Source organism: Priestia sp. RMT2NF4 (assembly GCF_047872835.1).
GTDB classification, from domain to species: Bacteria; Bacillota; Bacilli; order Bacillales; family Bacillaceae_H; genus Priestia; species Priestia zanthoxyli.
In genome coordinates this window covers 333,279-348,125 of sequence record NZ_JBLQZO010000001.1, presented here as the reverse complement: position 1 = coordinate 348,125, position 14,847 = coordinate 333,279, and the positions used below count along the sequence as shown (strand labels likewise).

Below are 14,847 nucleotides of genomic sequence, written 5' to 3'. Positions count from 1 at the left end.
AGTTATATTATCATGAAAATAATTAGATTGATAAGGTTTTCAGAAAACGTTATCATTTTCATATAAACTAATAACCTAGTAATCTAGAAATGAGGGATCGACATGTTAAAAACCGGCAAAAAATTTAATTATACAGCACCTGCAAACGGATACCCTGAATGGAATAACAACCCTGAAATTTTTCAATTGAACCGTTCGAAAGCACACGCTTTACTAATGCCTTATCAAACGGTCGAAGAGGCCTTAAAAAATGATAGAAAATCTTCTGTTTACTACCAAAGCTTAAATGGAAGCTGGTACTTTCATTTTGCTGAAAATGCGGATGGCCGCGTCAAAAACTTTTTCGCTCCTGAATTTTCATATAAGAAATGGGACTCTATTTCAGTTCCTTCACACTGGCAGCTGCAAGGATATGACTATCCTCAATATACAAACGTGACATACCCTTGGGTTGAAAACGAAAACCTCGAACCTCCTTTTGCACCGACTAAATATAACCCTGTCGGTCAGTACGTCCGTACTTTTACACCTAAATCAGAATGGGAAAATCAGCCGGTGTACGTCAGCTTCCAAGGCGTCGAATCTGCTTTTTACGTCTGGGTTAACGGTGAGTTTGTTGGATACAGCGAAGACAGCTTTACTCCAGCTGAATTTGATATAACTTCTTATCTTCAAGATGGTGAAAATACGATAGCAGTAGAAGTATATCGCTGGAGTGACGCAAGCTGGCTTGAAGACCAAGATTTTTGGCGAATGAGCGGCATCTTCCGAGATGTGTATCTCTATTCTACTCCACCGGTTCACATCTATGACTTTAGCGTTCGTTCGTCGCTTGATAACAACTACGAAGATGGTGAACTTAGCGTTTCAGCTGATATTTTAAATTACTTTCAGCACGATACTCAAGATCTAACATTTGAAGTCATGCTGTATGACGCGAATGGCCATGAAGTACTACAAGCTCCGCTGCAAACAAATGTAAGTGTGAGCGATCAATATACAGCGTCCTTACGTACACATATTAAAAGCCCTGCAAAATGGAGCGCAGAAAGTCCTAATTTGTATACCCTTGTACTCAGCTTAAAGAATGCTGCTGGTTCTATTATCGAAACGGAAAGCTGTAAAGTCGGCTTCCGTACGTTTGAACTAAAGAATGGCCTTATGACAATCAACGGCAAGCGTATTGTACTTCGAGGAGTAAATCGCCACGAATTTGATTCAGTAAAAGGCCGTGCAGGCATCACACGCGAAGACATGATTCACGATATTTTGCTGATGAAACAGCATAATATTAACGCGGTGCGTACATCCCATTACCCTAACGATTCAGTATGGTATGAGCTGTGTGATGAATACGGACTGTACGTGATTGATGAAACCAATTTAGAAACGCACGGAACGTGGACTTATTTACAAGAAGGCGAACAAAAAGCCGTTCCAGGAAGCAAGCCAGAATGGAAAGAAAACGTACTAGATCGCTGTCGTTCGATGTACGAACGTGACAAAAACCACCCTTCTATTATTATTTGGTCGCTTGGCAATGAATCATTTGGCGGAGAAAACTTTCAGCATATGTATACTTTTTTTAAAGAGAAAGATTCCACGAGACTTGTTCATTATGAAGGAATCTTCCATCACCGCGACTATGATGCTTCTGATATAGAAAGCACGATGTACATTAAGCCAGCAGATGTAGAGCGCTATGCTTTAATGAATCCGAAAAAACCTTATATTCTGTGTGAATACAGTCATGCGATGGGTAATTCTTGCGGAAATCTATACAAATACTGGGAGCTGTTCGATCAATATCCAATCTTGCAAGGCGGTTTTATATGGGACTGGAAAGATCAAGCTCTTCAAACAACAGCAGTAGACGGTACTTCTTACTTAGCTTACGGCGGAGATTTTGGTGATACGCCTAACGACGGCAACTTCTGCGGAAACGGCTTAATCTTTGCTGATGGGACAGCTAGCCCGAAAATTGCAGAAGTAAAAAAATGCTATCAGCCTGTAAAGTGGACAGCAGTAGACGCTTCTAAAGGAAAATTTGCCGTTCAAAACAAACACCTGTTTACAAACTTGAACGCCTATGATTTTGCTTGGACTGTTGAAAAAAACGGTGAACTACTTGAAAAACATGCGTCTCTTTTAAATGTAGCTCCTGATAGTACAGACGAACTGACGCTTTCTTATCCTCTTTACGAGCAAGAAAACGAAACTGATGAATTTGTTTTAACTCTTTCTCTCAGATTATCCAAAGATACAGCCTGGGCTTCAGCTGGATATGAAGTGGCGTACGAACAGTTTGTACTGCCTGCCAAAACCGCTGTACCTTCAGTAAAAGCTGTTTATCCTGCTTTATCAGTTGACCAAAACGAACAAACGCTGACGGTTACAGGAACTAACTTCACGGCTATTTTTGACAAGCAAAAAGGGCAGTTTATCTCTTACAACTATGAGCATACCGAGCTGCTTGCATCGGGTTTCCGTCCGAACTTTTGGCGCGCAGTCACCGATAATGACCTCGGCAATAAATTGCATGAAAGATGTCAAACGTGGCGTCAAGCAAGTTTAGAGCAGCACGTGAAAAAAGTAAGTGTTCAACCGCAAATTGACTTTGTTATCATTTCGGTTGAGCTAGCTTTAGACATCTCTCTTGCTTCTTGCTATGTAACGTATACGCTATATAACGATGGTGAAATGAAGATTGAACAATCTTTAGCACCTTCTGAGGCAATGCCTGAAATTCCTGAAATTGGGATGCTGTTTACGATGGATGCGGCTTTTGATTCTTTAACATGGTACGGCAGAGGCCCTCATGAAAATTATTGGGATCGTAAAACTGGCGCTAAGCTTGGCCTTCATAAAGGCAGTGTAAAAGAGCAAGTTACACCGTATTTACGCCCTCAAGAATGCGGAAACAAAACGGACGTTAGATGGGCAACTATTACAAACGATCAAGGACGCGGCTTTTTACTAAAAGGTTTGCCAACAGTCGAGCTGAATGCTTTACCTTACTCACCTTTTGAATTGGAGGCTTACGATCATTTTTACAAATTGCCGTTAAGCGATTCCGTAACCGTGCGGGTTAACTACAAGCAAATGGGCGTTGGCGGAGACGACAGCTGGGGAGCTAAAACACATCCTGATTACACACTATACGCCAACCGCTCGTATACAAACACGTTTACGCTAAAACCTCTATAAAAATAAAAAGGACTTTCAAATGAAAGTCCTTTTTACTTATGATGTCACCTCTGGCTTTCGCTGAGAAAGCAAAAATACCGTAGCAATAATAAGAATTGTACCTAGCCACTCCGTCCACCCAAAAGTCACATGAAGCCATAGAACAGATAGCGCGGCTGCTGACAAAGGCTCTGCTGACGCAAGAACAATGGCTTCAGAAGCGCTAATGTGCTTCAAACTTTCCAAGTAGCAATAAAAGGCAATGAGCGTTCCAAAGATAATCACAAATAGCACCGCACACAGCGACAATAGCGACCACTCACCGGCTATATGCCACGGCGGATGAATAAATGAAAAACTTACGCCGCCTATTACCATTCCCCAGCCTACTACTTCAACTGAGCTCCATTTTGCAAGAAGACGTTTAGGCTGAAGCGTATAAAAAGCAGACGTCACAGCTGCTCCAATCCCCCAAAACAACCCCCATCCTGTAATAGACAGCTCGTTAAAATTTCCGCTTGTTGCAAGAAAAAATGTCCCCGTTATGACGAGCGCAACAGAAATCATTTCTACTTTCACCGGCCACTTTCTTGCTTGCACGGCTAAATAGCCAATAATAAATATTGGCGACGTATATTGAAGCACTGTAGCTGTAGCAGCGTTTCCTGCTTCAATAGCTGCAAAATATGTATACTGCACGCCGAGCATACCGATTACACCAAACAAAAGCAGCGAAGTCCTCTCTTCTTTTGTTTTCCAAATTGCAAAAATATTGCGCTGCTTAGAGGCTATTGCCAAAAGCAGCAATCCAGATACTAACATACGAACGACGACCAGCCACTCTGCGTTAAAACTCTTATGCTGAAATAAATATTGAGCTACCGTGCCAGACACTCCCCACATCGTGGCACCAATGATTACAAGCAGCAGCCCCCACGCTCTTTTAGATGAAGTTTGAACTCCTTCCACTTACCATTCCCTCTCTCTTTTTCATATATATTTAACTTACCTCCCTCCGCATTAACGGTCAATAGCAAAAAAAGTCGAAGCAATATGCTTCGACTTTTTTTAAATGCTTTTATGAAGTAATTTCTTGAGTAAAGGAAATAGCACATCGGGAAGTTCTTCGATGTTTGGTACTAGAATACTATATTTGCCATACATATTTTGAATGGTTTTCTTCTGTCCTTCATCAATTTCCCCGTTGGATAAAAAGACGTTGATGACTTCAATTCCGTGCTTGCGTGCTTCTAATACCGCTTCGTGCGTATCTACAATACCATTTTGTTCATATCCCATAGCGGCTGGTTCACCGTCTGAAAACACAAGTAAAAACTTTTGCTGCTCAGAACGCTGAAGCAAGCGACGTGTCATATGGCGAATGGCAAATCCATCACGGTTGTCTTCTTCAGGCTCAAGCTGCATAATTTCAGGACCGCTTTTACGCTTTAATGATGCTTGAAAGTCCATCACCGTCTGCAGGTAGTTAGGCTGGCTTGTTTCAGTAGCATCATTTGTATCTTCCCAAAATCCAACAATTTGATGAGGCACCATAACAGACTTTAACGCTTCATGAAATAGCGTAATCCCGAGCTTCGTTTCATCCATTTTGTCGTACATCGATGCCGAACAGTCAACTAGAAGAGAAAACACAGCATCAATTTGGGCAGAATCTTCATCTTTTTTATAAAACAAACGAGGATTATCATCCGTCCATAGTTTTAGAAGTTTTTTATTTAATCGGCCAAAGTGCAGCTCGCTTCTAGGTAGCGTTTTTTTATGTTCAAGCGTTTTTTCAATCATTTGCTTTAATTTTTTTTGATACGATGCAATGATTTTTTTATTCTCATCATACTGAACAACGTGATCGTCGCTTGGAAGTTTAGAATTTACAAACACAGCATAGGCATGCTTATTTTCTTTCCCATACTCATAATCCGCTTCCCCGTCTTTTTCCGGATGCGTTTGCTCCATGGCTTCGATTTGAGAGTAATCGTTCCGGGATGTTTTTTGAGAAGATCCTTGCACCATGCCCATTGCTTGATCTCCATCGTCGCCTTCACGAACCCCATCGCCTAACATATCTGTTTTTGAACCTTGATCCATATCAAACTGCAGAAAACTTTGCGTCGCTTCGCTTGTCTCTCGATGCCACATTTCCATTTTCTCTTCGTGAATGTCTTCATCTCCGTCTTTTTCATGTTCTAAAATATCATCGTTCACTAATGAATCTTTGCGTTTTAAATCTTCAAATGTTAACCCTTCTTCTAACTGATCATACTGAAGTTCAGCCAAGAAGAAATAAGTATTAAGCATATCTTTTTCGATAATATCATCAAAAACATCTACGAGTTCAAGGCAGATGCGCGATACGTCTTTTGTTGTTTTCGCTTCATATACATTTGTTAGCTGTCTGCGAATAAAAGGCATCGCTAAGTTAATCGATTCACTCATTGAAGGAATTTCTTCAAACGGATTTTCAGCCGTTAATAGCAAGTAAATGCCGTTAAAAAGTGCATCCGTGTACACGCTTTTTGTTAAATTTGCACTCATTTGTGTAGCAAAATATTTTCTATAGAGCTGCCTTCTGAGGGCGAAGGCTTTTTTCGTTCCAGGACGTTCGCGTTTGCATACTTCTTCTAAACGAATATCTTCAAACAGCATAAACAGCTGCTTAGCTAAGCTAGGTACCGACGTTTTATTTATTTTCTTTAAATATGCATTAATTTCTTTGAAGTTTGAATGCTTATAGCTTCCAATACTTCTTAAAAATACATCACTTTTTAAGCCGTACACTTTGTCTTCTTCTGGACGGTTATCCCAAAAGTGACTGAGATAAATAATGCCGTGTACAGGATCATAATAAGATGAAACGCGATACTCTACTTCAATTTCATCATTTTTTGTTAATGTTTTCGTTAAATCTGCCAGCTCCATATAGAGAAAGGAATCTACATTTTTGTCGTTAAATTTAATAAATCGCATAGCGCCACTCCTTACTCAAATAATGTTTCAGCAATATTTTGAATGGCGGCTTTTTCCCTTTCATCTTCTAGCTTTTCAATAATACCGCGTTTAATCGCGCGAAGAGGCGGCATATAAAGAGCTAAATCACACGTATCAATAAGCGCACGAATAGACGCAGCTTCTTCTGATACATGGCCGCTTTGAACTTGAGTAATTAAATCTGCAGAGAGCGTGACAAATTTATCAATTAATTTTTCGTCTTTTAACTGAGACTGAGACATTAGAACTTGCTTTAAGCTGCTCCCTTGAATATATGGCACTTCAATGACAACAAAACGATTTTTTAACGCTTCGTTTAATGGAACAGTCCCAACATACCCTTCGTTAATAGCCGCTACTACGCCGAATGTTTGCTGACCGCGCACTACATCTCCAGTGAATGGGTTTGTAATCATTTTCCGGTAGTCAAGTACCCCGTTTAAAATAGGAAGCGTTTCAGGTTTCGCCATGTTAATTTCATCAATATATAATAAATGGCCTTTTTTCATTGCCTGAATAACAGGTCCTTCTACAAACTCGATACCTGTTTTCCCTTCTTGTTCAGAAATTGTTTTAAAGCCAAGCAGCGCTTCTGCATCTAAATCAACCGAGCAGTTAACGCTATGCATCGGCTGAGAAAATAAATGCGACAGCGTTTCAGCAAGCTTTGTTTTACCTGAACCTGTTGGCCCTTTTAAAAGTACGTTTTTCCCTAGTGACAAGGCAATAATGGCATCTTCTAAAATATCTGCTTCTTCTGCTGTATAGCCGCCTTTTCCGATTAATAGCTGATCAGCATGAGACAGATTTTCATATTTACGATTCGCTAAAAGCGAAAGAACCTCTTTTGGTAATGATAATTGTGATAATTGAATTGACATAACAAAAAATCCTTTCTTTCTGCATACTTTCTATAGTTTACTAAAAAACATTCTTCTTCTCAAAGAATTGCTTTACCTATGCGTTTCTCTAAGGTTTCCGGTAGAAAAATCGCCGTCTTTAAACATATATTCAGTAAAAAAAAGTAGGTTATTCACCTACTTTTTTACGATTTTATAGTTTTTATGATTAACGACTGTTTTCATGGATTCGCCTGTTTCAGCATCTTTTCCAAAATCTACGATAACCGAATTGTCTCGCACTACCATAACAATTCCTTTAAATCCTTTATAGTCGCCTTTTTTAGGCTGAATCGTATCGCCAACTTTAGCTGCCTTGACTTTAGGTGCTTGTTCTTCTGTACCTTGTGTATTTTCTACGTCCATCATGACCCCACCTTTTCCAATTTACCGTGTTTTTTATAAGTGAAAACACAATTTAATTTACTTTTTGTTGAAAATACTTAGTTTATTTTCCCACAAACATCCATGGTTAAACACCATATGTTTGTCCATTTTCATTCTGCAAACAAACGCTGTATTTTTTATTATGTATGTAGCTGTTTTTTGTAAGAGCACATCCTTGTTCTATCATAACATTTTCTGTTTCCTTCGAACACCAATTACCCTTTAGTTTTTTAAAAAAATGACAAATTACACGGAATTATGTCGAATTTCATATGATTTTCTTTTTAGTATGATAAGCTATATATCGTATTTTAAGCATCTTTTATCTATTACATACGATTACATACGATTTTTGATAAAAAAACCGAAACTTTTATCCACAAATTGCGTTGATTAAATGAAAGGGGGAGAAAATGGCACAACAGCATAACTTTGAACACATTTATAAACAGCACATGCATGATTTGCTGCGCTATCTTCTCTCTCTTACTCACAGAAAAGAATCAGCGGAAGATTTAATGCAGGAGACCTTTTACCGGGCACTTTTACACTTAGAAACGTATAAAGGCGAGGAAGTAAAGCCTTGGCTGTTCAAAATTGCTTATCACGCCTTTATTGACTGGTATCGAAAAGAAAAAAAACGCCCTACTGTCGAAATAGAAGAATGGCACTTTACTCCTCAGCCAAGTGCTGAAGAACAAGTGATGATTCAAAGTGAAATCGACGGCTGGCTTTCTGATGTATCTGCTTTGCCTCCGGCTAAGCAGAATATTGTACTGTTACGAGATTATCATGGCTTCACATATGAAGAGATTGCAGAAATGACTGGCTTTACTCTGTCAAAAGTGAAAATGGACTTGTATCGTGGTCGTCAACAATTGAAAAAAAGAAAGGAAGAGGACGGATGAGCTGTCAAGATATGAAGCATCAATGGGAAAAATATAAAAACGGCACTTTGACAGACAAAGAAGCAGAAACACTTGAACAACATACGGAAAATTGTGAAGCATGCTCAGCTCATTTAGAGCACTTGCTAACCGAAGATGAACCGTTATCGCCAACTCCATCAACTACTTCACTAAATGACGATACGATGTTGGATAATAAAAAAGTGAAAAAGTCCATTTATATGGCCAAATGGAAGCAGCGCCTTTCAAATGTGACAACTGTCATTAGCTCTGTCGTTCTGCTATGGATGATCGGCAGCTTTTTATCCATTGTATATTATCATCAATCAAAAACCGAATACATAAATAGCGTCAATCAAGCGGCTATCGAATCTGCTTTTCCGAACGTTCATATACGTGAAACCACTTCTGATACACAGTCCTTTTTCCGAATGCAGTCGCAAATGGACGCTTATAAGCAAATTGGACGTGAAGAGCAGGCCATTGGGACGTTTACATTTCATCAGCTGTTTGATAAAACGAGCGGTGTAGAAAAAGAATTTTCCGGCGGTAAATACGACCTTAACCTTTCCTTTGTCTATCCTGATCAAAAAAAACTAAAGCTACATGCAAAAGAGTATAAGGAATGGACGAATGAAACATGGAATGCATTAGAAAACCTACCAAAAGGAACGGTAAGCGAAGTGGCTATTTCTTTTGATGATACGTATTCGCTAAAAGAAGTTCAGCAAAAAATGAACGCCATCGACAGCCGTGATTTTTCTACCTCTTGGTACGCGCTTAATACAGGGAACGAACAAAAAACAAGCACAAAAGATGAGCCCTTAATTGACTTAACATCAACATTTGGTTTTCCAGAGTTTTTAGACTTGCCTTACGAGCACAAAGGAAATCAAACGCACTCTACTAGCAAGTCGAACGTTTTAAATATGATGAAACTATTAGCCGATAATGAAGAAACAGTCCAAAAAGTTCGTCAGCTAGACCATTCCGATTTGTTGCTAAAGCAGCGATATTCTTATGTAAAGAAACATGGAGTCGGTGTGTACGGCGTTGTGATTACAGGACCTACCAAAAAGCTGCTGAAATTAAAAAATGATCCGTCTATCACCTACGCGTCACTTGGAGATGTAGAGCTATGGAATTGGTTCAACCGCCCTTCATCCGGCACGTTAATGAATCAGTAACAAGCACTTGAAAACAAGTGCTTGTTTTTATTTCTTCGTTAATTCTTCAAACCTTTCTACAGCTTCGCTTTTATCAAATGAACTAAACCATCGATAGTCTTGGTCATCTAAAATACGATAGTGCTGACTAATCATATTTTGCTGCAGACGAAAAGAACCTTCTTTTTGAATCTCTTTCCACCATACTCTTCCTCCGAGCGTTTTATCTTTTGGAGAAGATACGCCGTTATGAGCAATGATTTCTACTACTTCTAAGGGGACGTCTCCTAAAACCGATTGAAGGATTTCACTGTCACGAAACAAACCGCATACTGCAACAGTGGTCGTCCACCCTGCTTCCGTGCGCCCTTTTTCAATTTGAACCAATGTTTTTTTTGAAATACCAATAACTTCAGCCATTCTGTCTTGTGAATAGTTTCTTTCTAAACGAATTAATCGTATTTTATCCGATACGGATTTAATCACTTCTTGTTTATCCATTTTTACAGCCCTTTCTTTCTATACACGCACATGTCTTTAGTGTAATATTACACCTAATTAAAGAAGAGTTTCAAGCGTTTCCCTTCATCACAAAACGGGGAAATATACTGAAATGGTTTTTGTATACTAAAACAATTAAAAGGAGTTGAGAATATGTACATCATTGTATGGACTATGCTTGTACTATACGCCTTTCTGCTAGCTCCGGGAGCAAGCGCCGCTGATGATATGCTGTTTAAAAACCTTGTCACAGGAAATTTTCAACAGGTAGATCCGCTCGTAGTTATGGTATTCTCTTTTTTAGGACTTTTCCCAGTATTGTTCATGGTAATGATTTGTAAAAAAGATACGTACAAACTGCCTGGATGGCCATTTTCTCTCCTATCATTTGCGCTTGGAGCTTTTTCTCTATTGTTCTATTATCATTGGAAAGGGCAAAAAGTTCGAACACGTTCGCGTATTCCTTCACGTTTCATTGCCATCATTTCTTCTCGTCTATGGATTGGACTATGCTTAGCACTCACGATTGCTGGTTACGTATACGGACTATCCATAGGTTCAATAAGAGCTTATGAAGATGCTTTTATGCAGTCACAGCTTGTTAGCGTGATGACCGCTGATTTTTTTGTTTTAACGTGGCTTTCTTATTCCGTTATGACAAAAGAAAAGATAGCATCCCGGCCTTACCTTCTCTTATGTTTCATTCCAGTTGCGGGCCCTTTTTTTATTTTGTTACGGCATAACCGCCAAGATGTTAGAGAAGAAAAACTTTAAATAAAAGTCTTGCGTTCCATTCATTATTCCGTTATAATCATTTCTTGTACGATGAAAGTTGATTAATTAGAAAACATTTATATATCGGCATTTTATTTACATTTGTTATACATACCTGCGCTGTGCGTATACTCATGTTGTCTTAAACCTTTGAGTGTTAAAAGGGAGCTCAAAATTTAGCTGCAGATAGCACGCCCTTCTTGGGACGCTAAACCCGGCTATGAGGGCACCCACCTAGTAGATCTGGGTATTTAAGACACTTAGGGTTACGGCAGTGCGGGCTTATTTTTTAGTTAGCTGTAGCTAGCTTTTTTTATTTTTTCATTTATTAGTTTACATAATTATTTTATTGTTAACTTATATTTTTTTTAGACATGTATGTTTTATTTATCTTCGATTGAGGAACATAAAAAGTAATAAAGGAGATGGATAAAATGAATGAACAAAAAATTGCTAAAAAAGTAAATGAAGTATTAGAAGGAAATCGTGTAGGAACATTAGCCACAGTTGTAAACAACAAACCCCACTCTCGCTATATGACATTTTTCAGCGATGAAGATGGTATCGCTCTTTACACACCAACAAATATCAATACACATAAGGCAGAAGAAATTGAAGCCAATCCGAACGTGCACGTACTATTAGGCTACAGCGGCGAAGGATATGGCGATCAATACTTAGAATTATCTGGGACAGCTGTTCTTCGTACCGGTGATCAATTAAAAGGACGTATATGGAACGATCACATGAAAGAATGGTTTGACGGTCCAAATGACCCTGAGTATGTTGTTCTGGAAATTACACCAAACGAAATTCGCTTTATGAATGAAGGCGAAGAAACTCCTCAAACCGTTCAGCTATAATAAAAAAGCGCACACTGTGCGCTTTTTTTATTTTCCTACCGCTTCTTTCAATTGAGCTGCTTTTTCTTTTGGAGACGCTGCTAAGCTAATCGCGGTAATAATAGAAACACCATCTGCACCTGCTTCTACTACTTGTTTGGCATTTTCAGGCGTGATGCCACCGATTCCTACAATTGGAAAGTCAATATTCTGGTTTCGCACTTCTTCAATTAATTTTGTACCTTGCACTGCTTTTGCGTCTTTTTTTGTAGAAGTAGGAAAAACAGGTCCCATTCCTACATAATCCGCCCCGTCTTTTATGGCTTGCTGCAGCTCTTGTACATTATGAACAGAGACGCCCACAATTCCTTTTCCTATTTTTTCTCGAACAATATGAGCTTTTTCATCTTCTTGTCCAATATGAACGCCATCTGCTTGTAAGCGGATCGCTAAGTCAAGATCATCATTCACAACAAAAGGAACGCTGTGCTGCTGACAAATTTGCTGAAGTTCCTTCGCCAGCTGATATTTCGCTTCTCCTGTTAAGGCACCCTCGCCTTTTTCACGAAATTGAAACACGGTAACGCCGCCTTCAATTGCTTCTTTTAATACTTCTTTCGGATCTTTTTTACAGTTATTGCTGCCCATTATAAAATAAACTTTCAGCAGCTTTTTAATTTCTTCGTTTGTCATTTTCCCGCTCCTTTTAACGTTGATGTACTCTTGCATATGATTCAATATCCTGTCCAGATAAAAGATGAAGCTGATTTAACAGCTCAATTTGAAAGCTCCCCGGCCCTTCTTCACCTTTTTTCGCTGCGGCGATTTCACCTGCCACTCCGTAAAAACTTAAAGCAGCAACGCTTGCCTCGACATATTCTTTTTCTACAGCCGCGAAAGCTCCTATAATTGATGTCAGCAGACATCCAGTACCCGTCACCTTCGTAAATAACGGGTGACCGTTGTCTACTGTATACGTCGTGTTTCCATCGGTGATCACATCTTGTTTCCCCGTAATAACAATCACTGTATCTAATTTGTTCGCTGCTTTCTCAGCAAGTTCAATGACGTCTCCTTGCCCTTCTAATGAATCAACGCCTTTAATGAGCCATGACTCGCCTACTACATTCGCAACTTCAGCAGCGTTACCGCGAATAACGGCAATATTTAATTCTTCTACAAGCTGACGTGCCACTTCTGTACGAAACGGTGTCGCTCCGGCTCCTACAGGATCGAAAATAACCGGCACGCCGTTTTCATTTGCTGATTTTCCTGCTATTCTCATCGCTTCTACTTCTTGAGCCGTCAGTGTACCCATATTTAAGACAAGCGCTCCGGCGATTCGAGCCATGTCAGCCACTTCTTCCTTCGCATAAGCCATAACAGGTGACGCTCCTAGGGCAAGCAGTCCATTTGCTGTAAAATTGGTTACCACAACATTCGTAATATTATGAACAAGCGGACTTGTATCTCTTACTTTTTCTAATTGAGCTGAAATTTTACTAATATCCATGTTCTCTCACTCTTTTCATTTAGTTTTAACACTGCAAAAAAAAGACAAAAAAGCACCTTGCATGCGCAAAGTGCTTTGGTATGTACTCACATTCCCTGCGCTGGCATTATCCAACAGGTTCAAATGGTCAACAGGCGCCCCTGTACTCTCAGCCTGCCCCGCGCAAGCTCCCATACTATTTATTACTACGTTTAAAGTTTACTATTAACTTTTTTTATTTGCAACCATTTCACTGTTTTGCCCATAAAATAAAGCTTCGTTATAGGCTGAGTGGTGTTGTAAATCTTACAGCTTTACTAAAAGCATCATTAAAAGACCTCCAGTAAACTACTGGAGGTCTTCTATCCCCTAAAAATTCTATCATTTCTCTTGAATCGCTTGATTTCTCACAGCTGTTTTTCGGTCCTTCCCTGCTCTTAAAGAGAAAAGAAAACAAAGCAGCAGTACAAGTGCAGCTGATACGTACGGGTAATTAATGTTTATATCAAAAAGAAAGCCTGCTACAACAGGTCCAATAATATTACCAAGACTTGTATAAGCAGAATTTAGTCCGGCTACATACCCTTGGTCGTCTTGTGCCATCATCGACATTTGCGTGCTGATTGCCGGACGTAAAATATCTGTTGCTAAAAAGACGATAAATGTCACAACAATAATAAGCCAGTACGTGTGCACAAATAGCGTAAGTAAAATAAAAAGTCCCGTCATCATCAAGCAAAACGAAATCACTCTTTTTTCACCGAATTTATTTAAAATCCAGCCAAAAATCGTAACCTGCACAACAGCCCCTGCAATAGAGCCAAACGTAATAACAAACGCAATATCTTTTGGCGTAAAGCTAAATTTATGATCAACAAATAGTGAAAAGATCGTTTCATAATTGGATAATCCAAACGATGTCACAAAAACGATAATTAAACTTAAAAAATAAGGTTCTTTGTAGGAATTCATAAGCTGCAGTAGCAGCCGATCTTCTTTTGGATTCTCATTGTTTGAAACAGCATGACCTTGTACAGGACGAGACTCCGGCAAAACAAAAAGCGTAATCACTGCAGCCAAGCCTCCTGCTACTGCGGCCATGTAAAATGGCACGCGCATGCCGTATTCAGCTAAAAAGCCTCCAATACCGGGCCCGATAATAAATCCTGTTGTAATCGCTGCCGTCACATAGCCCATTCCTTTAGCGCGTTCTTTAGCAGACGTCACGTCCGCTGTATAGGCCATAACAGCAGGCATAATAAGCGCGGCTCCGACCCCACCTAGCATTCTGGATACAAATAATAAAAGAGGTGTACTCACTGAACCAAAGAACCATTCAGACAGGGCAAAAACAATCATTCCCGCTACAATAATTTTCTTTCTCCCTAACGAATCGGATAATCGCCCCGCTAAAGGCGAAAACAGAAATTGAGTTAGTGAAAACACCGCTACTAAAAGCCCCATCACGCTGCCGTTGATATGAAGCTCCGTCATATAGGTTGGCATAATTGGAATAACGAGACCGATTCCCGTAAAGATAATAAAAATATTTAGCATGAGCAGCAAAATCGCCGCTCGATTTCTTAACAATAATGACATATAAACCTCCTGATTACAAAAATACTGAACGTTCGGTCTATAAAAATACAAAATAATGAGGGATTACTCATTGCCGCAATAAGCATC

At 39.4% G+C, this 14,847-nt stretch carries 13 protein-coding genes, 1 other RNA gene and 1 riboswitch; of the genes, 6 read left to right on the top strand and 8 right to left on the bottom strand.

Annotated elements, in window-relative coordinates; all coding sequences use genetic code 11:
• The first annotated feature begins 102 nt into the window (after window positions 1–102).
• The gene (locus ACMX9J_RS01715) at window positions 103–3,207 is read left to right on the top strand and encodes a glycoside hydrolase family 2 TIM barrel-domain containing protein (protein ID WP_168760691.1); all 3,105 of its coding nucleotides are present in this window, start codon (window positions 103–105) and stop codon (window positions 3,205–3,207) included.
• Window positions 3,208–3,243: 36 nt separating this feature from the next.
• Here the strand turns inward: ACMX9J_RS01715 and ACMX9J_RS01710 are convergent, their stop codons facing one another.
• The 4 genes from ACMX9J_RS01710 to ACMX9J_RS01695 form a co-directional block, all read right to left on the bottom strand.
• Complete coding sequence (locus tag ACMX9J_RS01710) at window positions 3,244–4,155, bottom strand: EamA family transporter (protein ID WP_033578861.1); 912 nt, start codon at window positions 4,153–4,155, stop codon at window positions 3,244–3,246.
• Between the two features lie 99 nt (window positions 4,156–4,254).
• Window positions 4,255–6,171, bottom strand: a complete 1,917-nt coding sequence (locus tag ACMX9J_RS01705; RefSeq protein ID WP_098626808.1) for a nitric oxide reductase activation protein NorD — start codon at window positions 6,169–6,171, stop codon at window positions 4,255–4,257.
• Between the two features lie 11 nt (window positions 6,172–6,182).
• The gene (locus ACMX9J_RS01700) at window positions 6,183–7,073 is read right to left on the bottom strand and encodes an ATP-binding protein (RefSeq protein ID WP_014460283.1); all 891 of its coding nucleotides are present in this window, start codon (window positions 7,071–7,073) and stop codon (window positions 6,183–6,185) included.
• A 156-nt stretch (window positions 7,074–7,229) separates the two neighbouring features.
• The gene (locus ACMX9J_RS01695; protein WP_013056869.1) at window positions 7,230–7,460 is read right to left on the bottom strand and encodes a YkvS family protein; all 231 of its coding nucleotides are present in this window, start codon (window positions 7,458–7,460) and stop codon (window positions 7,230–7,232) included.
• A 431-nt stretch (window positions 7,461–7,891) separates the two neighbouring features.
• Between ACMX9J_RS01695 and ACMX9J_RS01690 the strand changes: the two genes are divergently transcribed.
• On the top strand, window positions 7,892–8,386 hold the full coding sequence (locus ACMX9J_RS01690; RefSeq protein WP_416225328.1) for an RNA polymerase sigma factor: 495 nt from the start codon (window positions 7,892–7,894) through the stop codon (window positions 8,384–8,386).
• A complete protein-coding gene (locus ACMX9J_RS01685; protein ID WP_098626807.1) occupies window positions 8,383–9,573 on the top strand; it encodes an anti-sigma factor in 1,191 nt (396 codons plus the stop codon). The genes ACMX9J_RS01690 and ACMX9J_RS01685 overlap by 4 nt, the downstream gene beginning before the upstream one ends.
• Window positions 9,574–9,600: 27 nt before the next feature.
• On the opposite strand, the gene ACMX9J_RS01680 is transcribed toward ACMX9J_RS01685, so the two are convergent.
• On the bottom strand, window positions 9,601–10,053 hold the full coding sequence (locus ACMX9J_RS01680; protein WP_033578859.1) for a helix-turn-helix transcriptional regulator: 453 nt from the start codon (window positions 10,051–10,053) through the stop codon (window positions 9,601–9,603).
• A 153-nt stretch (window positions 10,054–10,206) separates the two neighbouring features.
• On the opposite strand from ACMX9J_RS01680, the gene ACMX9J_RS01675 reads away from it, so the two are divergent.
• The 3 genes from ACMX9J_RS01675 (at window position 10,207) to ACMX9J_RS01665 (ending at window position 11,690) form a co-directional block, all read left to right on the top strand.
• Complete coding sequence (locus ACMX9J_RS01675; RefSeq protein ID WP_034265740.1) at window positions 10,207–10,827, top strand: hypothetical protein; 621 nt, start codon at window positions 10,207–10,209, stop codon at window positions 10,825–10,827.
• A 109-nt stretch (window positions 10,828–10,936) separates the two neighbouring features.
• Window positions 10,937–11,114: non-coding RNA, 6S RNA (gene ssrS / locus ACMX9J_RS01670), on the top strand.
• 147 nt (window positions 11,115–11,261) lie between these two features.
• A complete protein-coding gene (locus ACMX9J_RS01665) occupies window positions 11,262–11,690 on the top strand; it encodes a pyridoxamine 5'-phosphate oxidase family protein (protein WP_013082985.1) in 429 nt (142 codons plus the stop codon).
• A 27-nt stretch (window positions 11,691–11,717) separates the two neighbouring features.
• Here the strand turns inward: ACMX9J_RS01665 and thiE are convergent, their stop codons facing one another.
• From thiE to ACMX9J_RS01650, 3 genes are all read right to left on the bottom strand, one after another.
• Window positions 11,718–12,362: a thiamine phosphate synthase gene (thiE, locus tag ACMX9J_RS01660; RefSeq protein ID WP_047751064.1), complete on the bottom strand. Its 645-nt coding sequence runs from the start codon at window positions 12,360–12,362 to the stop codon at window positions 11,718–11,720.
• Window positions 12,363–12,375: 13 nt separating this feature from the next.
• Window positions 12,376–13,182, bottom strand: a complete 807-nt coding sequence (gene thiM, locus ACMX9J_RS01655; protein ID WP_013056862.1) for a hydroxyethylthiazole kinase — start codon at window positions 13,180–13,182, stop codon at window positions 12,376–12,378.
• Between the two features lie 75 nt (window positions 13,183–13,257).
• Window positions 13,258–13,366, bottom strand: a riboswitch (TPP riboswitch).
• Window positions 13,367–13,542: 176 nt separating this feature from the next.
• Window positions 13,543–14,760 (bottom strand): MFS transporter, encoded by a 1,218-nt coding sequence (locus tag ACMX9J_RS01650; RefSeq protein WP_416225327.1) that lies wholly within the window; start codon window positions 14,758–14,760, stop codon window positions 13,543–13,545.
• Window positions 14,761–14,847 lie beyond the last annotated feature (87 nt).